Source organism: Flavobacterium gyeonganense (genome assembly GCF_029625295.1).
GTDB classification, from domain to species: Bacteria; Bacteroidota; Bacteroidia; order Flavobacteriales; family Flavobacteriaceae; genus Flavobacterium; species Flavobacterium gyeonganense.
The window spans coordinates 1,584,324-1,610,303 of the sequence record NZ_CP121112.1 but is presented as its reverse complement, the minus strand read 5'-3'; the positions used below and the strand labels follow the sequence as shown (position 1 = coordinate 1,610,303).

Genomic DNA, 25,980 nt, shown 5'->3' with positions numbered 1-25,980 from the left:
CTTATTTTAAATAATCTTCGAATTATGAAAAAAAGCAATCTTTGGTCGTTACGATTGGGCTTCTCAGGAAAGCAAGCTGCTAAAATTGAAAAAATAGGATTAGAAAAATTTCTAAAGAAATCTTATGATTCGAAATTTGATAACCAACTTCCTGCTTTTTTACAAGACAGTCCCAAAACAATTGCTGAATACAAAGAATTACGTCAATCTGTAAAAAATCTCGATCCCGAGGAGAAAAATAAAATTCAGAAAAAAGAAAACGAAACTACTGCCGAATTAAAAAAATGGTGGGTTGCAAAAATGCAATCTGACGAATTTCCGTTACGCGAAAAAATGGTTTGTTTCTGGCATAATCATTTTGTTTCCACTTCACAAAAAGTAAAAATCAATTACTGGATTTATCAGCATAACATGATTTTACGGGAAAATGCTTTTGGAAATTTCAAGGAGTTGACCAAACAGATGGTGAAGTCGAACGCCATGATCAAATACCTGGACAATGTCGATAATAAAAAAGGCAAAATAAATGAAAATCTAAGCCGCGAACTACTGGAGCTATTTACCATAGGAATTGGGAATTATACCGAAGAAGATATTAAAAATGGGGCAAAAGCTTTGGCAGGATTAAATTATGGTGATGATGGTGGGATTTACAAAAAAAACTCAGAAGATAACAGCAACAAAACCTATTTCGGCAGAACAGGAAACTGGAAAGCAGATGATCTGGTTGATATCATTTTCGAACAAAAAAGCATTCCGTATTTAATTACACGAAAAATTCTGAAATGGTTTCTTTACGATAATCCATCAGAAGAATCGGTGAAACATTATGGTGACTATTTCAGGAAAGTAAATTTTGAAATGAAACCGTTGCTTACTAAAATCTTTACTGAAGAATATGCCAAAGATGTTTCGGGCAATAAAATCAAAGACCCTCTGGTTTATATTTTTCAGATTATTGATGAATTGCAGCTAAAAGATTACCATGAAGCGATGATTGTAGCCTTTCTAAAACAGCAGGGAATGGATTTGTACAATCAGGTCAATGTAAAAGGCTGGGATGGAGGGAATTCATGGCTGACTTCGCAGGTTTATCTGCAGCGAAACAATACTTCGGACTTGCTTTGCAGCGGACGAAAACTTTCAAAAAAAGTGCTCAATTCGATGACTAATGAAAATCCAAAACCCAAAATGGAATTAGAGAAAAGAGAGGTAAAAGTAGAATTTGATGCCAACGGAAATAATAAAACTATCATAGCCGAATTATCCAACAGATTGTTATTTAATGTAAACGAATCCATGCAAAAAGACATGGAAAATTTACTGAAATATGATTTTGATCCTAAAAATCCTAATGCCAATTATGCTGTTGTTCGTTTGTTTAATTTTATCACTAAGCTGCCGGAATATCAGTTAATTTAAAATGCTATTATCATGAACAGAAGAAATTTTCTAACCTTAACTGGAACATTTACGGGCGGAATGCTTGTGCTTCCAAGTTTTTTGCATGCATTTGGTGAACAAAGTAATTTGGTAATCGGCGAGCAGTGCCTGGTTTTTGTTCAGCTTAACGGAGGAAATGACGGACTGAATACTTTTATTCCTTACGATGATCCGTTGTATTACGAATACAGAACTAAAATTGCCCTGAATAAAGATATAGTGGTGGGCAAAAATAAAGGGATGGCATTTCATCCTGCCTTAAAAGATTTTGCCCAGATGCAGCAAAACGGAGATTTAACCGTAATTCAGAATGTCGGTTATCCGGAACCGGTTCGTTCGCATTTCCGCAGTCAGGAAATTTGGCAGACTGCAGCAGATTCCAATAAATATATAAACGAAGGCTGGTTAGGACGTTACTTGGATCTGCAATGTCACGATCATCAGCCAACTGCCGGAATCAATCTGGATTCGATAGACAACCTGGCTTTAAAAGGTTTGGAACCCAATTCGATTACGGTGAAAGACCCAGATCGCTTTAAAGTAAAATCAAACAAGGAAAATGAAAAACTATCCGATAATCCGCAATTGGATTTCGTTCGTAAAATTGCCAATTCGGTTGTAGAAGGTTCAGGTGATATTCAAAATGCACTAAAGCAATCGAAAACTGAGATTAGTTACCCAAAAACAGGATTGTCCAAAAATCTGGAATGGATTGCAAGACTCGTAAAAGGAAACCTGAATTCAAAAGTGTATTATACATCCCTTGGCGGATTCGACACGCACGACAATCAGCTTTCTCTTCATGAAAGAAAATTGACAGAATTAAATGATGCATTATTTAGTTTTTATAATGATCTGAAAGAGGCACAATTACTTCAAAATGTTACCGTTGTTGTGTTTTCTGAATTTGGGAGACGTGTAAAAGACAACGGAAGCGGAACCGATCACGGAACTGCAGCGCCAATGTTTGTAATTGGAGGAAATAATAAAGGAACAATTTTAGGCAATAATCCAAACTTAGCCGACTTAGACAATGGTGATTTAAAACACCAAATTGATTTCAGATCGGTTTATGCTTCATTATTGCAGCAAAAAATGGGCTTCGATTATTCAAAAATCGGAATTAAGAATAATCCGGTTTCAGGATTGTTTTAGTTTTTTTAGGAGCTGTTTCCCGCTGTACGTTACACACAAGCGACAGCGAACTGACGAAGTAATCTTTTGTGCCGAACCCCGGCACAAAAGGATTTTCACTTCCATCGGGGCTAAAAAGATTCTCGTTTCAAAATAAAATTTGTCTAAATTTGTAATATTCAATTAAATAAAAAAGGATATGAAAATTAAAAATTTATCTAAATATAGTGATGCCGAGAAAATTGTTTTGGCAGAACAATTGTTGGATAGTGTTTCCAAAAAAGATTTAGAAATCTCTGATGATGTGAAAAATGAATTGGATATTCGGATCAAAAACTTAGAAGAAGGAAAAACAGAGTTGTACACCTGGGATGAGGTTAAAAGCCATTTGAGCCTTTCTAAATAATTTCTTTTGATTTTTTTGTCATTTCGACGGAGGAGAAATCACACAAGCAGCTCAGTCCATAAAGTTGCCAACCTTTGTCGAATTACACATGTGATTTCTCCTCCGTCGAAATGACAATATTGAGGAATTAATACAAAGGGCTCACATAATCTCCCTCAAAACCAATTGTATAAATCTCATTTTAAGCCTGATTTATTAAAATATCATACAAAACGGCTTTAATTTGTTAAGAAATCCTTTTTTGTTTCATAAAATGCAATATTTTTTTTGGTGCGTTTAAAATAATTTATACATTCGCACAGAATTTAAAAAATAACACAAACAAAATGGCAACTAACCGTTTTTATTTTAGCAACAACTTTTATTTCTTCTTTAGTAGAAGTTAGGATTGTGCTATGGTTATTTGAGAAAAATTAAAAGACAAATAAAACTAATATACAATCCTGATGAAAATCAGGATTTTTTTGACTATATGACAGCTAAAATTGCAATACAAGGTATCAAAGGATCTTTTCATCATCAGGTAGTAAAAGAGTATTTTGCTGAAAATGTTGAAATTGACGAATGTTTGTCTTTTGAAGAATTAGTCGACAGTCTTATTGCCGGAAAATCAGATCAGGCGGTTATGGCAATTGAAAATTCGATAGCAGGACCAATTATTCCGAATTATGCTTTGATTGACAAGAATAATTTACACATTATTGGAGAACATTATTTAAGTATTCACCAAAATTTAATGGCTTTGAAAGGTCAGAAGATTGAAGATATTAAAGAAGTTCATTCGCACCCGATGGCGTTATTGCAATGTATGGATTTCTTAAAACAGTATCCAAACATCAAATTGGTCGAAGATAAGGATACAGCTGAAACAGCCAGAAGGATTGAGCAAAATCAATTAACGGGAATTGCAGCGATTGGAAGCAGAACGGCATCAGAAATGTATGATCTGGAAATTCTGGCACCGGAAATTCAAACGATCAAAAACAACATGACGCGTTTTGTAATTATAAAAAAGCAGAATTCATTTTTACCGGAAAGCGAAATCAACAGAGCTTCTATCAAATTTGAACTGGATCATAAAAGAGGAAGTCTGGCAGCAGTTTTAAACGTAATGAGCGACTGCAAACTGAATTTGACCAAAATCCAGTCGCTTCCAAAAATTGAAACACCCTGGAAATATTCGTTTTTCGTAGATGTAACATTTGAGAAATACGAAGATTACGCAAAAGCAAAAGCATTATTGAATATAATGGCAGAGTATTTTAAAGTGTTGGGGGAATATAGAAATACAAAACCTTTGTAAAGGAAATTTCAAATTTTAAAAAAACAAATTCCAATCCTTCGGGATTAAAAATAGAAAACTCTAAAAGAGAATTTATAAAAATCATGATTACAACAGCAAAACGATTAGACACAGTTGAAGAGTACTATTTCTCCTCAAAATTGAGAGAAGTGAGACAACTGATGTCTGAAGGAAAACCGATTATCAGTATGGGAATTGGAAGCCCTGATTTGAGTCCGTCAAAACCAGTAATTGAAGCAGTCGCTGCGGCAATTCAGGACGAAAACGGGCATGGTTATCAAAGTTATCAGGGATTACCGGAAATGAGACAGGCGATGGCGGATTTCTATAAAGATCAGTTTGGTGTTGCACTGAATCCGAACAATGAGATTTTACCATTGATGGGCTCGAAAGAAGGAATTATGCATATTTCGCTTGCATTTTTAAATCCGGGTGACCATGTTTTGATTCCGAATCCGGGTTATCCGACTTATACTTCGGTAACTAATTTGGTTCAGGCAGTTCCGGTGTATTATGATTTGAAAGAAGCAAACGCCTGGGAACCGGATTTTGAAGCTTTAGAAAAACTGGATCTTTCGAAAGTGAAAATTATGTGGCTGGGCTATCCGCACATGCCAACAGGTGCGAGAGGAAGTTTGGCGTTATTTGAAAAACTGGTTGCTTTTGCTAAAAAACACAACATATTATTGATCAACGATAATCCGTATAGTTTTGTTTTGAATGATAATCCGATGAGTTTATTGCAGGTTGAAGGCGCAAAAGAGGTGGCTTTAGAATTGAATTCACTTAGTAAAACGTTCAACATGGCGGGCTGGAGAGTCGGAATGGTTTTAGGGAATCCTGAAATTATTGATGCAGTGCTAAAAGTAAAAAGCAACATGGACAGCGGAATGTTCTACGGTATTCAGAAAGGGGCCATCGCAGCGTTGAAATGTGATAAATCCTGGTTTGAAGATAATAATAAAATTTACAGACGCCGAAGAGAATTAACTGAAAAACTGGCTGAGAAACTAGGTTGTAAAGTTTACAAAGAAGGAGTTGGATTATTCGTCTGGGCAAAACTTCCGGAAGGAATCGAATCAGCAGAGAAGTTCATTGACGAAATATTATATGAGAAGCATATTTTTATCACGCCGGGAACTATTTTTGGAAGTAACGGTGAAGGATATATCCGATTCTCATTGTGCGTGAAAGAAGAGAAAATACAGGAGGCGATTGATCGGTTTTAAGTATTAAGACTTTAGAATTAAGTATTAAGATTTTAGATTTTTTCGCTACAGTTTGTCATCCCGAGGAACGAGGGATCTCCACGAGAAACTCGACAAAGATTAGACTCTCGTTGCGGAGCTATTTGCGAAGATTTGCTTCGCCTATTCGCTATCGCTCGGGTCTCCTTCGTCGAAATGACAAAAAAGACGAAAAAAGTAAAAGGTCTTGAAAAAAACGAGAAGCCCTAGCCCTGATAGAAGCGGCATCCTTTTGTGGCGGGGTTCGACACAAAAGATACAGCGGATAGCAGGAATTAGCTTCAAATAAAAATAAAGATGAAAGTATACGTAATAGGAATAGGGTTAATAGGTGGCTCAATGGTGCTGGACATCAAAGAAGAACATCCTGATGCGACTATTTTTGGGATCGATAAGAACGAAAATCATTTGCAGCAAGCAATTGATTTGGGAGTCATCGATCAGGAAGGGAACTTTGAAGATTTGGCAGATGCCGATTTTGTAATTGTTTCGGTTCCGGTTGATGTGGCACTGACGGTTTTGCCAAAAGTACTGGATGCGGTTGGAGACAAAACAATTGTTTTTGAAGTAGGATCGACTAAAAAACCAATCTGTGACGCAGTAGCCAATCACCCGAAAAGGAGAAATTTTATTGCTACACATCCAATTGCAGGAACAGAGTTTTCCGGTCCATCGGCAGCAATAAGAGGATTGTTTCAGGGAAAAACAAATATTATTTGCGAAGTGGAAAAAACCACTTTTAAATTGCAGGAGAAAGCATTAAAACTTTTTGCAGAAATTGGAATGAGAATTCGATATATGGATCCGGTTTCGCACGATAAGCACATAGCTTACGTTTCGCATTTGTCGCACATTAGTTCGTTTATGCTCGGGAAAACGGTGATGAATAAAGAAAAAGACGAGCAGGATATTTTTGACATGGCGGGAAGCGGATTTGAAAGCACGGTTCGTTTAGCAAAAAGTTCGCCGGCTATGTGGACACCGATTTTTAAGCAGAATAAGGAACACGTTCTGGAAACATTAGAAGCTTATATTTCAAATCTCAGTCGGTTTAGGGATTTGTTGAAAGAAGAAAATTACAATGCCATTTTTGAAGAAATGGAAAGTACAAATAAAATAAAAGAGATATTAAACGGATTAACAATTAAAAAGTAAACTATAATAAAGATGGAAAATAAGAAAGAAATGAGAAAGTGGTTAGAAGATTTCAATTTAGATCACCCACTTGTGATAGCTGGACCTTGTAGTGCAGAAACGGAAGATCAGGTTTTGAAAATTGCTCACGAATTGAAGGATTCTAAAGTAAGCGTGTTCAGAGCAGGAATCTGGAAACCAAGAACGCGTCCGGGAGGATTTGAAGGTATTGGTGAAATTGGATTAAAATGGTTACAAAAAGCAAAAGCTGAAACTGGTTTATTAATGGGAACTGAAGTTGCGACTGCTGCTCACTGTAAACTGGCTTTAGAATACGATATCGACGTTTTATGGGTTGGTGCACGTACAACAGCAAACCCTTTTGCAGTTCAGGAAATTGCTGATACTTTGAAAGGAACTGATAAAATTGTTTTGGTGAAAAACCCTGTAAACCCGGATTTAGCGTTATGGTTAGGTGGTGTTGAGCGTTTACACATGGCAGGTATCGAAAAGTTAGGAGTTATCCACAGAGGTTTCTCTACTTACGAAAAAACAAAATACAGAAACATTCCGGAATGGCAGATTGCTATCGAATTACAAAATAAATTCCCTGATTTACCATTAATCATCGATCCATCTCACATTACTGGAGATCGTAAAATGATTTTCGAAGTAACGCAAGAGGCTTTAGACCTGAACTACGACGGTATGATTATTGAAACTCATATCGATCCTGACAACGCTTGGTCTGATGCTGCTCAACAGGTTACTCCGGATACTTTGAAACAAATCATTAAAGATTTGACGATCAGAAAAACGGATGATACTACAGATGAGTACAGTCAAAAAATGACAAAACTAAGAGCTAATATCGATGTACTTGATGCTAACTTATTAGAGCTTTTAGGAAAACGTATGAAAGTAGCTGACGAAATTGGTCAGGTAAAAAAAGATGCTAACGTTGCAATTCTTCAAAACAGCCGTTGGAACGAAATCTTAGGAAAAATGATTTTGGAAGGCGAGAAAAAAGGTCTTACTGAAGAGTTTGTTTTGAGAATGTTCAAAGCGATTCATCAGGAAAGTATTGGTCACCAGGAGAAAATTTTCAACGCATAATTGAATTTTAAACCATATAAGTGATATAAGTTAATTTAAGTTTTTGCAAGTTATGATTTAAAGTTTTTTTATATCATTTTATAATAAATTGTTTTTGAGAATCTCCATCGCTCCTGCGGTGGGGATTTTTTTGCTTAATGAACTTATATTGCTTATACAGTTTCAATATTATTTTTTTGGAAATAAAGTTTTTTCTTCCCAACCTTTTTAGTTTTTTTGATCTCTATAATGAAATACAATCTTAACTTTCGAGTCATGAAATCAAAAATGTTTAAGCCAGAAAATTTTCAAGCCAGTTTGAAATTATTATTCTATCTTTTGTTGTTTTTCGGAACCAAAACTTTTGCACAAAGTCCAGAGATGACGGTCAAAGGAGCAGAAGCTGAAAAAGTCAGGATGAGTCAGCTTCTTGTTAATGTCAAGGTGGTTGGAAATATTGCTTGCACTACAGCCGAAATGCATTTTTTTAATTCGGGAACCCGTCAAATGGAGGCGGAACTTATTTTTCCATTGCCCGAAAATGTTTCGGTTTCGAGGTATGCAATTGATATTAACGGCAAAATGCGCGAAGCTGTTCCGGTAAATAAAAATAAAGGGAAACAGGTTTTTGAAGCGATTGAGCATCGAAGAGTTGATCCGGGATTATTGGAAAAAGTAGACGGGAATAATTTTAGAACAAGAATTTATCCGTTAATGCCAAACGGAGAAAGAATCGTAATTATTGGGTACGAAGAAGAACTTTCAGCTTCAGATAAAAATAATCTGGCGTATCAATTGGTAAGCCGTTATCCTAAGAAATTAGATAAATTTTCAGTGAAGATTTCTGTTATTGGAGCTGCAACTTCACCAAAGATTATCGAAAAGTCGTCCAGAATTTCTTTTTCAAAATGGAATCAGTCTTTTGAAGCTTCTTTTGAGAAAGAAAATTATCAGCCTGAAGAAAAGATCGTTTTTGAAGTTCCAATACAAAATAATGAACCAGGCGTTTTGACTCAGGATGTAGGTGGTCAGTATTATTTTTATGGAAATGCCTTTACTGAAGGAATTACGAAAGCAAGAAAAATTCCGTCTTCAATTGGTTTAATCTGGGATAATTCACTAAGTTGTCAGACACGTGATTTGAAAAAGGAACTGGATTTTCTGGACTCTTATTTTCAAAAGATACAAAATACAAAAGTGACTTTATACTTTTTGAATTACACTTTTGAAAAGCAAAGAGAGTTTATTATTTCTAATGGAAATTGGAGTGAATTAAAAACGGTTTTAGAAAACACAAAATATGACGGCGGAACACGTTACTCGCAGTTAAGTTTTGCAAATCATGATCAGTATCTGTTTTCTACAGACGGATTATCTTCTTTGAGTGAAAATTCATTTCCTAAAACTAAAAAACCGGTATTTACGATTTCATCTTCTGTATCGGCTGACTTTGCTTTTTTAAATTATACAGCTTCAGAAACGGGTGGAAATTTTATTAATCTGAATCAGTTAAGTACAGAAAATGCTTTGGATAAATTGGTTAAGACGAATCTGAAATTCTTAGGTATAAAGGAAAATCTTTTGATTACTGATTTTTTTCCTATGGAAGGAACTGCAGTTTCAGGTAGTTTTAGTTTTTCTGGTATTTCATTAAATCCAAAAAATGAAATTACATTGTTATTTGGTAATGGAGATGATGCTGTTTTAGAAAGAAAGATAACTGTAGACAATGCTGTTCAAAATACCAATCAGGTCAATATCGAAAAACTCTGGGCTCAGAAAAAAATTGCGAATCTGGAATTGCAATATGACAAAAATGCTCAGGAAATAGAAACTTTAGGGAAGAAATACGGAATCATTACCAAGAATACATCGCTGATTGTTTTAGAAAATATTCGTGATTATATTATGTATGATATTATTCCGCCGGCCGAATTACGTGCCGAATTTGATAAAATCAAAAAGCAGGAACAGGATACCAGTCTGGCCAAACAAAAAAATAACTGGGAAAATATTGATAGTTATTTTACAGGATTAAATTCATGGTGGAAAAAAGATTTGAAATATGTGGCTCCAAAAGTTTTACCAAGATCTAAAAATAAGAAACGTGAAGCTTATGAAACCATTAAGGGTGATCCGGATGCTGTTATGACCGTTGACGAACCTGTTGGCTCAGGACCAGTAATGGAGATAGTGCAAGAAGATAATAATGTTTATAATACAGCTTCTCCACCATCTGCACCAAAAGTGGATCAGGTTCGATTTGTTGCGCCTAATGTAGCTAATTCTGAGTCAGATAAAAAATTGAAAGAAGAAATAGTAATGGGATATAGTACTCAAAAGCGTATTGTTTCCGGGATAACAAACAACTTAGCACAAGCATTAGCAGGTAAAGTTGAAGGCGTTGCGGTATATCGTGATGGAGATATAAAATCTGGAGAAGTTATTTCAGACACGATAAGTCTGGGACGCGCATACTTTAAAACTTCAGCAGTTCAAGATCAGCCAAATGCTTGGAACCCAGATCGCTTATATTTAAAAGCTTTGGCATCGGCACCAAAAGAAAAACAATATGATTTGTATTTCGAATTAAGAAAAGCACAGGAAAGAAATCCGAGTTTTTATTTTGATGTAGCACACTTTTTCTATAATCAGGGAGATGTAAAAAAAGCATTGCAGGTTATTAGCAATATTGCTGATTTAGGATTAGAAAATCATCAGCTTTATAAAACACTGACTTATACTTTACGCCAGTGGAAAGATTATGAGGATGCTGTATTTACTGCAAAACAAGTCGTAAAATGGAGAACTCATGAACCGCAGAGTTTACGTGATTATGCTTTAACTCTTGAAGATGCTGGAAAATATCAGGAAGCTTTTGATGAATTGATTAAAGCTTTAGAAGTAAATTATTATGGTGAAATGAGCGGACATTATCAAGGAGTTGAAGATATTATTCTGATGGATTTGAATCGAATGCTAATTGAACATTCAGGTTTGAAAGTTGAAAAATTAGATAAAAAATATTTGGATAAAATGTCTGTTGATATTAGAATTATAATGAACTGGAATCAGATGGATGTAGATTTAGACCTTCACGTAATTGAGCCAAATGGAGAAGAATGTTATTACAGTCATACAACAACAGAAGCCGGAGCGAGATTTTCAAAAAGATTTTACGCAAGGTTATGGACCAGAGCAGTATTTGATTCGAAATGCAATTAAAGGGAAATACCAGATTAAAACCAATTATTTTGGCGAAACACAATTAACAGAAAATGGTCCGGCAACAATTATGGTAGAAATTTATACAACTAAAGCCGGAAAAACTACTAAAGTTTTGAAAACAATTCAGCTTGGGAAAGTAAAGGAGGACGATGTACTAGCTGAAATTATTTGGTAAGAATACCAAATTCAAAGGATAGATTTTAATTTTAAAAGGCGAAGTTGCGTTGTTCAATTCTAAAAACGTAATTTTGCCTTTTGTTTTTAGATTAAGAAATAAATCTAAAATCAGAAATCTAAAATCAACAATTTGAATTGAATGACAGGACTCGTTTATAAATCTACAGGAAGCTGGTATACCGTAAAATCTGAAAATGGAGATTTTGTGGAATGCCGTATGAAAGGGAAATTCAGAATAAAAGGTATAAAAAGTACCAATCCTATTGCTGTAGGCGATATTGTAGATTATGAACTGGACAAAACTTCAGATGCAGTTACGGGAACCATTCATAATATCCACGAAAGAAAGAACTATATCGTTCGTAAATCGGTCAACTTGTCTAAACAGATTCACATCATTGCATCTAACATTGATCAGGTTTTTTTACTGGTTACTATTGATAATCCGCCAACAACTACAAGTTTTATTGATCGTTTTTTGGTTACGGCTGAAGCTTACGGAATCGAAGCAATCCTAATCTTTAATAAAATAGATACTCTAAATGAGCAAACTTTAGACGATCAGCTTTATTTGCAGCACATTTATTCTGAAATTGGATATAAATGTCTGAGAATTTCTTCTACAGAAAATAAAGGTGTTGACCAACTTAAAGAAATGATGGTTGGAAAAGTAAGTATGTTTTCCGGACATTCGGGAGTTGGAAAATCAACTTTGGTAAATGCTATGGAACCAAGTCTTCATCTTAAAACTACTGTAATTTCAGAACAAAGCAAACAAGGTCAGCATACTACTACTTTTGCAGAAATGTATGATTTGTCTTTTGATGCCAGGATAATAGATACGCCGGGAATAAAAGGTTTTGGAATCGTGGATATGGAAAAAGAAGAAATCAGTGGGTATTTTCCGGAATTCTTCAAATTGAAAGATCAATGCAAGTTTAACAACTGTTTGCACAAGGAAGAACCACATTGCGCCATAAAAGCAGCTTTAGAAAAAGACGAAATTGCCTGGTCCCGCTATAATAGTTATCTTAAAATTCTCGAAGGAGATGAGGAGCATTATCGTACCGATACTTATGGTGAAGATCGTGCAGCTAGTGATGAAACTAGGAAATAATAAATTTCAATATTCCTTTTTCTATATAAAATCCCAAATCCCAAATTGGAGATGTAGATATGCTCAGCAGTGCATCTAACCTATTCACAATAATTCACAATTTTAATGAAAATAGTAATCCAAAGAGTTTCAGAAGCATCAGTAACCGTTGATCAGGAAATAGTTGCTAAAATTCAAAAAGGATTATTGGTTTTAGTTGGCATTGAAGATGCAGATACGCAGGAAGATATTGACTGGCTCGCCGGTAAAATAATTAAAATGAGAATTTTTGGAGATGAGAATGATGTAATGAACTGTTCGGTTCAGGATATTGACGGAGAAATTATTGTCGTAAGTCAGTTTACGCTTCACGCATCAACAAAAAAAGGAAACCGCCCTTCGTATATAAAAGCTTCAAAGCCAGACTTTTCGATTCCGATGTATGAAAACTTCATAAAGTCTTTGGAGAAAGAATTCAATAAAAAAGTACAAACCGGAATTTTTGGTGCAGATATGAAAGTCAGGCTGTTAAATGATGGTCCTGTAACGATTGTAATGGATAGCAAAAACAAGGAGTAAAATTATTAAATATTTGTTAAAGTGTTTCGGAAAATAATATATATTTGGCGAAAATACTTACTAATGAAAACCCCTTTTTACGTCTTGTTTTTTCTGTTGTTTACTGCAATTTCTTCAGCTCAGAAAAATACTTATCCAATTTTTATAATTAAAGACAGTCTCAAAGAAAATGCCAATGCCGTTGTGCGTTTGGATCAAATGGATATTACGATTGCTTCCCAAAGAAGTATGAATATCAAAATCCAAAAAGTGGTGTCGGTTTTGAATGAAAAAGGGTTAAATGATATTGATGCTTATCAGCACTATGATAAAACAACCTCAATTAAAAGTATCGAAGCCATTGTTTATGATGCTTTTGGGAAAGAAATCAAAAAGATCAAAAGAAAAAGATTTTATAGACCAAAGTGCTGTAAGCGGAAGCACCCTTTTTTCAGATAACCGAGTAGTTTATTTAAATTATACGCCAGTTTCATATCCCTTTACTATTGTTTATAGCTGCGAAACGGAAACTTCCAATACCGCTTTTATACCACAATGGTATTTTTTAGGAGGGTATTATCTTAGTGTCGAGAAAAGTGTATTAAATGTTACTTTTCCGAATAATCTTGGGTTTAAAAAGAAGGAGTTTTATTTTTCAGGATTTAATATTAAAAAAACGGCTGATACAGATACCAGGCTAAGTTACGAGGCCATTAATATTTTAGCTCAGAAGGCTGAAGATCTTAGCCCGTCTTCACGTGATCTTTATCCGAGAATTATGATGGGACTTGAAAAATTTCACTTAGAAGGAGTAGACGGGACAGCAACAACGTGGGAAGCTTTTGGTAAATGGTATGGAGATAAAATTCTAACAGGTACTACTGAGCTGCCGGAAGAAACTAAGACTAAAATCAAAGCACTTGTCGGAAACGAAAAAGACCCTGTCGAAAAAGCAAAAATTGTGTATGATTATGTACAGAAAAAATCACGATATGTGAATATTGCTATAGGGATTGGGGGATGGAAACCTATGCTGGCTACAGATGTAGATCGCTTGGGATATGGTGATTGTAAAGCATTATCCAATTATACTAAGGCTCTTTTACAAGCGGTTGATGTTCCCTCTTATAATACTATTTTATATGGTGATCGCTACAAGTCCAATATTCAGTCTGATTTTGTCTCAATGCAGGGAAACCATATGATACTGGCAGTTCCAAATGGAGATAATTATACTTTTTTGGAATGTACAAGCCAGGATGATCCATTTGGTTATCAGGGTACTTTTACAGATGACAGGGATGTTTTGGTCGTGAAGCCTGAAGGTGGCGTAATTGTGAGGACTAAAATATATGATGATAAAGGAAATACCCAAACAGATAAAGGAAGTTATAGTATTGATGAAAATGGTAATCTTTCTGGTCATATTTTTATAACTTCAGAAGGTTCTCAATACAGTTCAAAGTCCAGGACTGAAATTTTACAGCCTACAGAAAAAGAAGCACATTATAAAGAATATTGGAGTAACATTAATAATTTAAAATTAGGGAAAATAACTTTTACAAATGATAAACAAAAGATTCGTTTTACTGAAGATATAGAGGTAAGTGCAACGAATTATGGTGTCATTTCGGCTAATAAAATGATTTTTCCGGTAGATGTTTTTAATCAAAGCAAAAGTAATGTCAAGCGCATCCGAAATCGTAAAAATCCTTTTCAGATTCAGCGTGGTTATTTAGATACAGATGAAATTGAAGTTAATCTTCCAGCCGGATTTTCAATTGAATTTCTTCCTTCGAACTTTGAATTAAAAGGGAAATTTGGCGAATATAAAACAGAAATTATCAAAAAGGAAGATAATAAACTTACTTACAAACGCTCTATGTTTTTAAATAAAGGAAAATATTCCAACAAAGAATATGATGAATACCGTCTTTTTATGGAGCAGGTATCAAAAAATGATAATGCCAAAATTATACTAACCAGAAACTAATCATAATCATCAAAACAAACCCAATGAAGTTTATTAAATTTTTCAGTTTTTTAGTTGTGTTTTTTATTCTTTCTAAAACAACAGCACAGGAATTTAAATTAGGAAAAGTATCTATTGCTGAACTAGAGCAGAAAATGCATCCAAAAGATTCATCTGCGGCTGCAGCGATATTGTACAAAAAGGGGACAGCCACAATTGAATATAACCAACAAGACGGATTTGTTTTAATCACGCATGTTGAAGCGCGCATTAAAATATATAAAAAAGAAGGCTATGACTGGGCAAACCAAAGTGTGGTATACTACAATGCAAGTAATGATTCCAGGGAAAAAGTTGATTTTTCGGATGTGTGTACTTTTAATTTAGTCAACGGAAAAATAGAAAAAACCAAACTCAAAAGTGATGGTATTTTTAATGAAGAAGTAAATAAGTACAGGTCAAGAAAGAAAATTGCAATGCCTAATGTAAAAGAAGGATCAGTGCTAGAATACAGTTATACAATCAGAACATCTAACATCACAATGATGCGTGACTGGGCTTTTCAAACCAGTATTCCGGTAAATTATTCTAAGTATGTAACTTACATTCCGGAATATTATATTTTTAATGTTAGACAAAAGGGATATGTGTTTCCTAAAGTTAATGCAGAAAAAAACAATAAATCAATCCTGATAAATTCTAAAGAAAGGTATTCAGCAGGAGGATTCGCAGGTCCAATAAAAACCGAGTTTTCTCAGAATAAAATAGATTATGTGGAAGCTGAAACAACTTATATCGCTGAAGATTTGCCAGCGATGAAAGAGGAATCTTTTGTCAATAACATAGATAATTATACCTCCAGCCTGGAGCAGGAACTATCAATTGTTAAGTTTCCTAATAGTCCAATAAAAACTTTTTCTACTAATTGGAATTCAGTAGCCAAGACAATTTATGAGTATGATGATTTTGGTCCTGAATTAAACAAGACAGGATATTTTGAAGATGATTTAAAAGCATTACTAGCAGGAGTAACAAACCCTGAGGAGAAAATATTAATTATTTTAAATCATGTTAAATCAAATGTAAAATGGAATGAATATTATGGCTACAGCTGTGATAAAGGAGTACGTAAAGCCTATCAGGAAAAATCAGGAAATATTGCCGAGATAAATTTAATGCTAACAGCAATGTTACGTCATTCGGGTTTAACTGCAAATCCGGTTTTGGTTAGTACAAGATCGAACGGGGTAGCATTATTCCCTAACAGAACAGCCTACAACTATGTAATTGCAGCAGTAGAAACTGAAAATGGCTATATATTATTAGATGCATCTGATAAATTTTCTATTCCTAATGTTTTACCGCTTAGAACTTTAAACTGGCAGGGAAGATTAATAAGAAAGGACGGGACTTCTCAGGAAATCGACCTAATGCCTAAGAAGGCGTCTAATGATATTGTTTTTTTGACTTATAATATTGATCCTGAAGGTAAAGTGACAGGACAGGCAAGAAGACAATGTACAGATTATAACGCCATGATTACAAGAAAAAATATTTTTAGTACAAAAGAAGATGAATATCTGGAAAAACTTGAAAACAAAAATAATAAAATAGAAATCAGCGACTACTCAAAAACAAACGAAAAAGAGATTTTGAAACCTATTATAGAAACCTATTCGTTTACGGGAAATAATTTATGTGAAGTAATAGGGGGTAAAATATATGTTAGTCCAATGTTATTCTTTTCTACTGAAAAGAACCCATTTAATCAGGAAACAAGAGAATATCCTGTTGATTTTGGATTTCCATTTATGGACAAATATAACATCACAATTAAAATTCCTGATGGCTATGCAGTCGAAACACTTCCTGCGCCAGCTGCAATGACCATGCAAGATAACTTAGGCTCCTTCAAGTTTAATATTGCAGCTAATGAAAATACGCTTCAGATGGTAATTTCTCATCAAATTAATGAAGCAATTGTATCAACACAGCAATATGAAATGCTAAAAGATTACTATAAAGCAATGATTGCAAAAGAAAGCGAGAAAATTGTTTTAAAGAAAATTTAAAATGAAATTATACGCCATAATTATTTCGATAATTTTAATTCTTACTTCTATTACTGTCAAAGCCCAAAATTACGAGTTAGGAAAAGTAACAGTTGCAGAATTAGAAGAAACAGTTCATCCAAAAGACAGTTCTGCTCCTGCAGCTATATTGTTTAAAAAAGCCAAAACTTTTTTTATTTACGATATAAAAAACGGTTTTACAGCAAATCATGTTTATGAATTTAAAATTAAAATATATAAAAAGGAAGGACTTAGCTGGGCCAATCAAAAAGTAAAGTACTATGTAGGATATGAAAATATGAATAAGGATTATTTGGAATTTTCTAATGCTTTTACTTATAATATTGAAAATAAAAATATTATAAAAACTAAATTAGATGGACAGGGAGTTTTTAAAACCAATGTAAATAAATACTGGAATGAAAAAACAATTACTTTTCCTAATGTAAAAGTGGGTTCAATTCTGGAATTCAAATACATTTTAAAGTCTGAAAACATTGTCAATTTTCCCGATTTCCAATGTCAGTATGATGTACCGGTAAATTATTTTCAATACAAAACAGAAATCCCTGAGTTTTATATTTATAAACCATTACTAATCGGATACCAGAATATTGCTTCAGAATCTAAAATGGTTGGAGGACACCAGAACTTTACCAATGAATATAATCAATCCAGATCATTTAATTATAGGCAGATCGATGCGGTCTATTCATGCAAAGATATTCCGGCTCTTATAGAGGAGCTCTATGTAGATAATCTTGAAAATTACAGAATTTCAATTCGACATGAACTGGAAAGGGTTCGTTTACCAGAACAGCCTGTCAAAGATTATGCACAAACCTGGGAGGGAGTTGCTACAACAATTTTTAAAAATGAAAATTTTGGGAAGCAACTCAATGAGAAAATGTTTTTAACGGAAGATCTAAATCGAATATTGATTGATATTAATTCACCAGAGGAAAGACTGAATGTCATTTTTAAATTTGTCCAGAATAAAATGAACTGGGACGAAAAGAATGATTATTATACTGACAAAGGAGTAAAAGAAGCCTATAAAAACCAAACGGGTAACGTAGCCGAAATTAATTTTATTCTAATTAATATGCTTCAGTTCGCAGGTATCAAAGCAAATCCTGTGTTAGTTAGTACTATTGAGAACGGTACTCCGGTATATCCCACAAGAACCGGGTTTAATTATGTTATTGCTGCTGCGGAAATTGATGGAAAACAAATTTTATTAGACGCCTCGCATAAATTTACTTCTCCTGATATTCTGCCATTAAATGTATTGAATTGGAAAGGAAGACTTATAAAATCAGACGGATCTTCTGAAGAAATAAATTTGGTTCCAGCTACACAGTCAAAAGAAAATGTGATGATGATTGCTAAAATCAATAATTCAGGAGTACTTCAAGGTAAAATCCGAAATCATAAACTCGACTATGATGCTTATCGTTTTAGAATTGCAAATGCAAACAAAAGTACCGGGAATTATCTGGAAAAATTAGAAGAACAATTAGAAAATGCTAAAATTTCAAATTATGCAGTTGAAAATATAAAAACAAATGTCGAAAAGCCTGTTATTGAAGCATTCGACTTTATTTCAGAAAATCAATGTGAAATTATTGGAGACAAAATGTTTATATCCCCGATGCTGTTTTTTACGACAACTAAAAATTATTTTAATCAGGAGAAAAGACAAATGCCCGTGTATTTTGGGTATCCCAGTCAGGAAAAATTAAATATAAATCTTGAAATTCCTGAAGGATATAGTATTGAGGCATTGCCAAAACCTATTCAGATTGTAGCTGAGAATAATGGAATTTTGTATAGATTTAATATTAATAATGAAGGAAACAAAATTCAGATTGTTTGCTCAACAGAAATTAACAGTAGTATTTTTGCAGCAGATCAGTACGATGGCTTAAAAGAAATTTTTCAAAAAATAATCACAAGTCAAGGCGAAAAAATTATTCTTAAAAAAATATAGTAATGGATTTGAAAAACGCACAATTAGACGTTGATACCTGGATAAAAGAACATGGTGTCCGTTATTTTAATGAATTAACCAATATGGCACAACTTACAGAAGAAGTAGGTGAAGTTGCGAGGATTATTGCGCGTAGATACGGGGAACAATCAGAAAAAGAAAGTGATAAAAACAAAGATTTAGGCGAAGAACTTGCCGATGTTGTTTTTGTAGTCTTATGCCTGGCTAATCAAACAGGAATTGATTTACAGGCTGCTTTTGATAAAAAAATGGATTTAAAATCGGTTAGGGATAAGGATCGTCACAAAAACAACGATAAATTGAAATAATTGTGAAATATCACTCATAAGTTTTGAATTATGAGTTTTCAATTTTGAATTATGAATGGGGAGTGGTAAATTGCGCGTCTGAATTATGTTTTTAATTATTCATGATTCATAATTTACAACTTATTAATTATATAGATGAATTTATTACTTCAAACCAACCATAAAAACTTACAAGGTCAAATTGCTGTTACAGGATCAAAAAGCGAAACCAATCGTTTATTGCTCTTAAAGGCACTTTTTCCAAATATAACCCTTGCTAATACTTCTAATTCTGATGACAGTGAGGTAATGCAAAAAGCCCTTGTGGGAAATGATGAGATTGTAGATATTCATCATGCCGGGACAGCGATGCGTTTTTTAACGGCTTATTTTGCAGTAAACGAAGGACGTGAAGTTGTAATGACAGGTTCAAGCAGAATGCAGGAACGCCCGATAAAAATTTTGGTAGAAGCTTTGGCACAATTGGGTGTTGAAATTTCATATGAAAAAGAAGAGGGATATCCGCCAATCAGAATTAAAGGAAAAAAAGTAACCGCTTCAAAAGTAAGCCTGGCTGCAAATGTGAGCAGTCAGTATATTTCGGCTCTTTTGTTAGTGGCTTCAAAATTAGAGAATGGATTAGAGCTTATTTTAGAGGGAGAAATTACTTCGATTCCGTATATTAAAATGACTTTGGCTTTGCTGAATGATCTGGATATTCAAACCAGTTTTGAAGGAAACGTAATTAAAGTGTATCCAAAGGAGGTAGTTGTCTCAAAAGAAATAGTTGTTGAATCTGACTGGAGCTCCGCATCCTATTTTTTCAGTCTGGCAGCGTTGGCTGATGAGGCATCGATAACTTTGAGCAGTTATAAGGAAAATAGTTTACAGGGAGATTCGGCTTTGGTTTCTATTTATGAAAAAATGGGTGTCAAAACTACTTTCGAAGCAAATAAAATGACATTAGTAAGACAGCCAGATTTTAAACTTGAAACAGTAAATTTTGATCTTAATAATACACCTGATATTGCTCAAACGATTGTGGTTACTTGTTTAGGATTAGGAATTGGCTGTCATTTAACAGGGCTTCATACTTTAAAGATCAAAGAAACAGACAGGCTTGAAGCACTCCGAATCGAGCTTACAAAATTAGGAGCCAATATTTCGGTGACAAATGATAGTTTGACTTTAGGACTTTCTGATACAATTAATCATAATGTGAAAATTGCCACTTATAACGATCATCGTATGGCAATGGCATTTGCGCCTTTGGCCTTAAAAGTTCCAATTATTATCGAAAATGCAGAAGTAGTTTCAAAATCATATCCGGATTTCTGGAATGATTTAAAACAATTAGACTTTGAAGTTTCAGAACTGTAAAGCTTTTAAACCATATAAGCGATATAAGTTCATTTAAATAAAATGAGCATAATTGAATAACCTCCATTTTTAATTGGAGGTTTTTTTATGATTAGTTTTTCGGCTTTAGCCAAACTAATTTTTCAAGCATTCAAATTAAATGAACTTATATCGCTTATATGGTAGAAAAACGTTTTTTAATGTTGTCGAAACGCCACTGAATCAACGACTTTTGAAAATAAACGGCAAAACACTTGACAACGCCTGTTTCACAATCGTATATTTGCAGGCGATTTAAATTTTTAGGTACATAAATCTAAAATAGACATTTTAAAATCTTATATTCCAATATGAAATTATCACACTTCAATTTCAACTTACCAAAAGAACTTTTGGCTGAATTCCCGGCAGAAAACAGAGACGAGTCCCGTTTAATGGTAATTGACCGTAAAAAAAACACTATCGAGCATAAAATGTTTAAAGACGTAATCAATTATTTTGATGACGGAGACGTTTTAATTCTTAATAATACAAAAGTTTTCCCGGCGCGTTTGTACGGAAATAAAGAAAAAACAGGAGCCAGAATAGAGGTTTTCTTATTGAGAGAACTAAACTCAGAACAGCGTCTTTGGGATGTTTTGGTTGATCCGGCACGTAAAATCAGAATTGGTAATAAACTTTATTTTGGCGATGATGACTCTTTAGTTGCTGAGGTAATTGATAATACGACTTCTCGTGGAAGAACTTTACGTTTTCTATATGATGGTTCTTATGAGGAATTCAGAAATAAATTGACAGAACTTGGAGAAACTCCAATCCCTAAATATATCAACCGTGAAGTAACTCCCGAAGATGCAGACAGATACCAGACGATTTATGCAAAAGAAGAGGGAGCTGTAGCAGCACCAACAGCTGGTTTGCACTTCTCAAAACACCTTTTGAAAAAACTGGAAATCAAAGGAGTAAATTTTGCTGAGGTGACTTTACACGTAGGTTTAGGAACTTTTAACCCAGTTGAGGTGGAAGATTTATCAAAACACAAAATGGATTCTGAGGAATTAATTATAACTCAGGAAGCTTGTGATATAGTAAATGAAGGAAAAGCAAAGAAAAAACGTATTTGTGCAGTAGGAACAACTTCTATGCGTGCAATTGAAAGTTCTGTTTCTTCTGCAAATACTTTGAATCCTTACGAAGGCTGGACAAATAAATTTATCTTTCCTCCTCACGATTTTAGTATTGCAAACTGTATGATTACTAATTTCCATACGCCAAAATCAACATTATTAATGATGATTTCAGCTTTTTGTGGACATGATTTAATGAAAAAAGCTTACGATGAAGCAATCAAAGAAGGATATAAGTTTTATTCTTACGGAGATGCGATGTTAATTCTATAATCTGATTTTAGCTCAGATCCAGACCCGACAGGTTTTAAAACCTGTCGGGTTTTTTGTTTTTTATGGTTTCAGGTTTGTAGTGAAATTAACCGCAAAGTTCGCAAGGATTTTTTATCAAGAATAACGTTTACAAACGCTAAGTTCGCAAAGCTTTGCGTTCTTTTTCATAAGGCAAACATAAACTGAACAAGAAAATCCTTGCGCCCTTTGCGGTAAATCACGCACAGAATATCAACATGAAACCTGAAACTTTAAACAAAACAAACAAAAATTGTTATTTTAGCAGGCAAAACAAAAACAATGACTTTTCAAAATACACGCGAATTCGCAAAACAACTTGACTCACAAGACGTTTTAAATCATTACCAGGATCAGTTTATTTTTCCTAAAGTAGATGGTAAACGTGTTATTTATTTCACAGGAAATTCTTTAGGATTACAGCCCAAAAGAACCAAATCCTATATTGATGAAATAATGAATGACTGGGCACATCTTGCGGTAGAAGGTCATTTTTATGCAGAAAAGCCATGGTGGGATTATCAGGAAAGATTCCCGGAATCTTTAAGTAAAATTGTAGGTGCCCTGCCTTCAGAAGTTACGGTTATGAATACCCTGACTGTAAACCTTCATTTGCTGATGGTTTCTTTCTATCAGCCTACTGCAACCCGTTATAAAATTATCTGCGAGGAAAAAGCCTTTCCTTCAGATCAGTATATGTTTCAAAGCCAGGTTCATTTTCATGGATATAAACCGGAAGATGCTATTGTAGAAATAAAACGCCGCGAAGGGGAACACAATATTAGACTTGAAGATATTCTGGCAAAAATTGAAGAAGTTGGTGACGAGTTGGCTTTGGTTTTAATTGGAGGCGTAAATTATTATACTGGGCAGGTTTTCGACATTAAAACCATTACTGCAGCCGGACAAAAAGCTGGTGCAAAAGTAGGTTGGGATTTAGCTCACGCTGCTGGAAATATAAAATTAGAACTTCACGACTGGAATGTAGATTTCGCTGCCTGGTGCAGTTATAAATATATGAATTCAGGTCCAGGAAATGCTTCCGGGTGTTTTGTTCATGAAAGACATCATAATTCAGACTTGCCAAGATTTGCAGGCTGGTGGGGACATAATAAAGAGCGCCGATTTAAAATGGAACCTAATTTTGATCCAGTTGAAGGTGCGGGTGGCTGGCAGATCAGTAATTTGCCGGTACTTTCTTTGGCTCCCTATTTAGCTTCTGTAGAAATGTTTGCCGAGGTAGGAATGGATGCCTTAATCACCAAAAGAGATAAAATTACCTCTTATCTGGAATTTATACTCCATGAAATTGATAAGGAAGTTGATAGTAATTTCGAAATTATAACACCTTCAAATCCTGAAGAAAGAGCGTCTCAATTATCTGTTTTTTTACACGGAGAAGGAAGAAGCTTATTCGATTATTTGATGAAAAACGGCGTAATTATAGACTGGCGCGAGCCCAATGTTATTCGTCTGGCACCAGTTCCTTTGTATTGCTCTTTTGAAGATATGTATGATTTTGGACAGATTCTAAAAAAGGGAATTTTAGCAAAATGATGCAGTTTAATTTAATTCTGTAAAATTTCTTCAAAATTTTGTAACATATTATTAAGGCATTCTGTTTTACTTTGTTTTATAATTTTTTTAAAAAATACAATTATGAAAGCGTTATATTCTTTATTAGTCGCATTAACTGTAATTTCTTGTCAAAATCAGGGAAAAGCTGATATTGAGAAAGCGAAGCAGGCCAGTATCGATTCAATGAAAGTCGAAATTAACAAACAAAGAATCATTGATTCGATGAAAACAGAAATGGCTAATCTGCAGGAGGAAAAAGAAAAAGCAGAAGAAGCACGAAAAGCAGAAGCACAAAAAGTTGTCGTAGTGCGTCAGGATGCAACAACTACAACTACAGCGGCTCCTGCTAAAAAGAAAGGCTGGAGTTCTACTGCAAAAGGTGCAGTGATTGGTGCCGGAGTTGGAGCAATTACAGGTGCCGCAGTCAGCAAGAAAAAAGGAGAAGGAGCCATAATTGGCGGTTTGGCCGGAGCTGGTGTTGGAGCCGGAACAGGAGCTATTATTGATGGCAGCAAAAAGAAAAAAGAATAAGATTTAATCCTATAATAAATGATAAGCAAAACCCCGATTTCATCAATCGGGGTTTTGTTATTTAAGCTAGTTTTGATATTGGTATTTGAATTGAATTTAATTCTGATTTATAAAAATCAAATTGATTTTTCATTCTCTCTTCATCATTTTTAAAATATAAAGTGTGTGAAAACAGATTTTGATAATAGTCGATTCCTTCTAAAATATTGCTTTTAAAAGTATTCCATTTTTTAATCTGATTCGCACTTATTTCTCCGGAAATTGTTTCAATTTCATTTCTAAAATACTCTATATACATTTTTAATTCTTTCATAAATAAATTTGGACGATCGTGGATTCTTAAAATTGACTTATTTCCATAAATATGCTGTAACATATCTTTTAATGAAACTTCCTGGTCGAAATATGCCATATTTGGTCCTGGACAAATTACAACTCCCTGAGACTGCCCTTTTATTTTAATGTCATTTTCTAAATAAGAAGCATTTGCTAAACCAACACACAAACAGGATTTCTCTGTAATTTTAGCTTTAGCATTCTCAAAAGCATTAAGTGAAATAGTATTTTTTATAGCGTTCAGTTCTTCCAGTTTAATGTCCTGGTATTTTTTTGACGCAGTACAAATTCCGTGTAAATCGTATTCTTTGCTTAATGCCAGAAATTTTTTCGGACAGGAACTTCCTGCTTTGTTTTCCCGAATGCGCTTTTGTTTCAGAATTTCATTTGTCGTTCCTTTCAAAGTGTTAAACGGAACTCCCAAAGGCGAAATATGACTTAAGTAAAGATCTTCTTCTTTAGCATTTATCAATAATTTTCGGGTATCATCATCTACAGATGTGGCTTCTGAAACCAATAAAAATGGCGATCCCCAGCCAACAGAATCCACATTATAATTGTCCAGTAAAAATTCGTGTTCTTCAGATGTACCCACGCCACCCTGAACGGTAATTTTTAAATCTAAAGGCTGCTCAGGAAAATATCCATTTTTCTGTTGTAGTACTTTTGTCATTAAATCATGTGAATTTTGAATCAATTGCTGCTTTTTCTGTTTAAATTCTTCAAGAATCGTCCCCAGTAAAAGTCCATCAGTTGCAAAAGCATGTCCGCCGCAATTTAATCCGGATTCAATTCGGTATTCAGAAACCCAAAGTCCTTTCTTGGCTAAAAAATTTCCCTGAATCATCGCAGATCTAAAGTCACTGACTTTTAAAATGATTTTCTTTCGAAGCTGATTATTTTCATCAGGAAAGAAGTCAGTGAAATTTTCAAAATAACTATAAAGCCTCGGATTCATTCCGGCAGAAAGCACCACTGATGATTGGAGATTACTGTTTGCAAAACCTCTTAAAGCAGCATGCGCATCATTAAATTCAACAGGGAGCTGCTTGTTTTTGACGAAATTATCTTTGTCTAATTTTGTCATGATATTCACATCAATCTCTCCCGGAAAAAGATGGGACTCGATATAATTTTGAATATTTTCTTTAACAGAAATTCCATCTTCAAGTAAATTTTGAAAACCTTTTTTGATATCTGATGTATTGGGCAGCATAGCAATAAAGTTTTCTAAAGCAGTTTTGCTCCCTGCTATTTCGTATTTAAAATTTTCGAATTTCTCTTTTACGATTTTATCAACCAGATTTAGATAAGATGTAATTCTTTCAGCCCGGTAATCGTGAAATTTTTGGGTTATTTCTTCATACGGAAGGTTGAATTTGGTGCTGTAAAAATTACGCATCTTCTCAATCAGATCATCGTCGGCAATTGATATTACAGACGAAATGCCGTATTGCGCCACCCGAATCGGACTATCAATAGTATAAGCAAGTCCCATTACCGGAATATGAAAAGTGTGTAAACGTTTCTTTGTCATTTGTTTTCAATTAAAATAAAAACAAAGATTGAAAAAAACATTTTCTCTAAACCTG

21 protein-coding genes are annotated in these 25,980 nt (G+C 34.2%); 20 read left to right on the top strand and 1 reads right to left on the bottom strand.

Translation table 11 applies throughout. The features are described 5' to 3' along the window. Positions 1-24 precede the first annotated feature (24 nt). The 20 genes from P5P89_RS06965 (at position 25) to P5P89_RS06875 (ending at position 24,052) form a co-directional block, all read left to right on the top strand. Positions 25-1,422 carry a DUF1800 domain-containing protein gene (locus tag P5P89_RS06965; RefSeq protein WP_278011303.1) on the top strand — a complete coding sequence of 466 codons (1,398 nt, stop codon included), beginning with the start codon at positions 25-27 and terminating at the stop codon, positions 1,420-1,422. A 12-nt stretch (positions 1,423-1,434) separates the two neighbouring features. Continuing rightward, on the top strand, positions 1,435-2,598 hold the full coding sequence (locus P5P89_RS06960) for a DUF1501 domain-containing protein (RefSeq protein ID WP_278011302.1): 1,164 nt from the start codon (positions 1,435-1,437) through the stop codon (positions 2,596-2,598). A gap of 178 nt (positions 2,599-2,776) precedes the next feature. Next, entirely contained in the window at positions 2,777-2,983 is a 207-nt protein-coding gene (locus tag P5P89_RS06955; RefSeq protein WP_278011301.1) for an addiction module protein, read from the top strand. Between the two features lie 472 nt (positions 2,984-3,455). Next, positions 3,456-4,286 carry a prephenate dehydratase gene (locus P5P89_RS06950; RefSeq protein WP_278011994.1) on the top strand — a complete coding sequence of 277 codons (831 nt, stop codon included), beginning with the start codon at positions 3,456-3,458 and terminating at the stop codon, positions 4,284-4,286. 83 nt (positions 4,287-4,369) lie between these two features. Next, positions 4,370-5,515, top strand: coding sequence for a pyridoxal phosphate-dependent aminotransferase (locus P5P89_RS06945; protein WP_278011300.1), 1,146 nt, complete (start codon positions 4,370-4,372; stop codon positions 5,513-5,515). A gap of 315 nt (positions 5,516-5,830) precedes the next feature. After that, the gene (locus P5P89_RS06940; RefSeq protein ID WP_278011299.1) at positions 5,831-6,688 is read left to right on the top strand and encodes a prephenate dehydrogenase; all 858 of its coding nucleotides are present in this window, start codon (positions 5,831-5,833) and stop codon (positions 6,686-6,688) included. Positions 6,689-6,700: 12 nt separating this feature from the next. Next, positions 6,701-7,783: a bifunctional 3-deoxy-7-phosphoheptulonate synthase/chorismate mutase type II gene (locus P5P89_RS06935; protein ID WP_163395274.1), complete on the top strand. Its 1,083-nt coding sequence runs from the start codon at positions 6,701-6,703 to the stop codon at positions 7,781-7,783. Between the two features lie 267 nt (positions 7,784-8,050). Then, the gene (locus P5P89_RS06930; protein WP_278011298.1) at positions 8,051-10,987 is read left to right on the top strand and encodes a VIT domain-containing protein; all 2,937 of its coding nucleotides are present in this window, start codon (positions 8,051-8,053) and stop codon (positions 10,985-10,987) included. After that, on the top strand, positions 10,968-11,165 hold the full coding sequence (locus P5P89_RS06925) for a DUF2135 domain-containing protein (protein ID WP_278011297.1): 198 nt from the start codon (positions 10,968-10,970) through the stop codon (positions 11,163-11,165). The genes P5P89_RS06930 and P5P89_RS06925 overlap by 20 nt, the downstream gene beginning before the upstream one ends. A gap of 141 nt (positions 11,166-11,306) precedes the next feature. Continuing rightward, positions 11,307-12,284 (top strand): ribosome small subunit-dependent GTPase A, encoded by a 978-nt coding sequence (gene rsgA, locus P5P89_RS06920; protein WP_278011296.1) that lies wholly within the window; start codon positions 11,307-11,309, stop codon positions 12,282-12,284. A gap of 105 nt (positions 12,285-12,389) precedes the next feature. Continuing rightward, on the top strand, positions 12,390-12,842 hold the full coding sequence (gene dtd, locus P5P89_RS06915; RefSeq protein WP_278011295.1) for a D-aminoacyl-tRNA deacylase: 453 nt from the start codon (positions 12,390-12,392) through the stop codon (positions 12,840-12,842). A 63-nt stretch (positions 12,843-12,905) separates the two neighbouring features. Further along, positions 12,906-13,280 carry a hypothetical protein gene (locus tag P5P89_RS21660; protein WP_340696531.1) on the top strand — a complete coding sequence of 125 codons (375 nt, stop codon included), beginning with the start codon at positions 12,906-12,908 and terminating at the stop codon, positions 13,278-13,280. Continuing rightward, complete coding sequence (locus P5P89_RS06910) at positions 13,189-14,814, top strand: DUF3857 domain-containing protein (protein WP_340696530.1); 1,626 nt, start codon at positions 13,189-13,191, stop codon at positions 14,812-14,814. The genes P5P89_RS21660 and P5P89_RS06910 overlap by 92 nt, the downstream gene beginning before the upstream one ends. Before the next feature lie 23 nt (positions 14,815-14,837). After that, positions 14,838-16,865, top strand: a complete 2,028-nt coding sequence (locus tag P5P89_RS06905; protein WP_278011294.1) for a transglutaminase family protein — start codon at positions 14,838-14,840, stop codon at positions 16,863-16,865. A gap of 1 nt (position 16,866) precedes the next feature. Beyond that, on the top strand, positions 16,867-18,858 hold the full coding sequence (locus P5P89_RS06900; RefSeq protein ID WP_278011293.1) for a DUF3857 domain-containing protein: 1,992 nt from the start codon (positions 16,867-16,869) through the stop codon (positions 18,856-18,858). 2 nt (positions 18,859-18,860) lie between these two features. Next, positions 18,861-19,187, top strand: a complete 327-nt coding sequence (locus tag P5P89_RS06895) for a nucleotide pyrophosphohydrolase (RefSeq protein ID WP_012022600.1) — start codon at positions 18,861-18,863, stop codon at positions 19,185-19,187. A 135-nt stretch (positions 19,188-19,322) separates the two neighbouring features. Then, the gene (gene aroA / locus P5P89_RS06890; protein ID WP_278011292.1) at positions 19,323-20,546 is read left to right on the top strand and encodes a 3-phosphoshikimate 1-carboxyvinyltransferase; all 1,224 of its coding nucleotides are present in this window, start codon (positions 19,323-19,325) and stop codon (positions 20,544-20,546) included. A gap of 329 nt (positions 20,547-20,875) precedes the next feature. Further along, positions 20,876-21,925, top strand: coding sequence for a tRNA preQ1(34) S-adenosylmethionine ribosyltransferase-isomerase QueA (queA, locus tag P5P89_RS06885; protein ID WP_163395267.1), 1,050 nt, complete (start codon positions 20,876-20,878; stop codon positions 21,923-21,925). 300 nt (positions 21,926-22,225) lie between these two features. Further along, the gene (gene kynU, locus P5P89_RS06880; RefSeq protein ID WP_278011291.1) at positions 22,226-23,500 is read left to right on the top strand and encodes a kynureninase; all 1,275 of its coding nucleotides are present in this window, start codon (positions 22,226-22,228) and stop codon (positions 23,498-23,500) included. A gap of 102 nt (positions 23,501-23,602) precedes the next feature. After that, complete coding sequence (locus P5P89_RS06875) at positions 23,603-24,052, top strand: YMGG-like glycine zipper-containing protein (protein WP_278011290.1); 450 nt, start codon at positions 23,603-23,605, stop codon at positions 24,050-24,052. Positions 24,053-24,113: 61 nt separating this feature from the next. Here P5P89_RS06875 and P5P89_RS06870 read toward each other — a convergent pair whose 3' ends face one another. Then, positions 24,114-25,925, bottom strand: coding sequence for a hypothetical protein (locus tag P5P89_RS06870; RefSeq protein WP_278011289.1), 1,812 nt, complete (start codon positions 25,923-25,925; stop codon positions 24,114-24,116). Positions 25,926-25,980 lie beyond the last annotated feature (55 nt).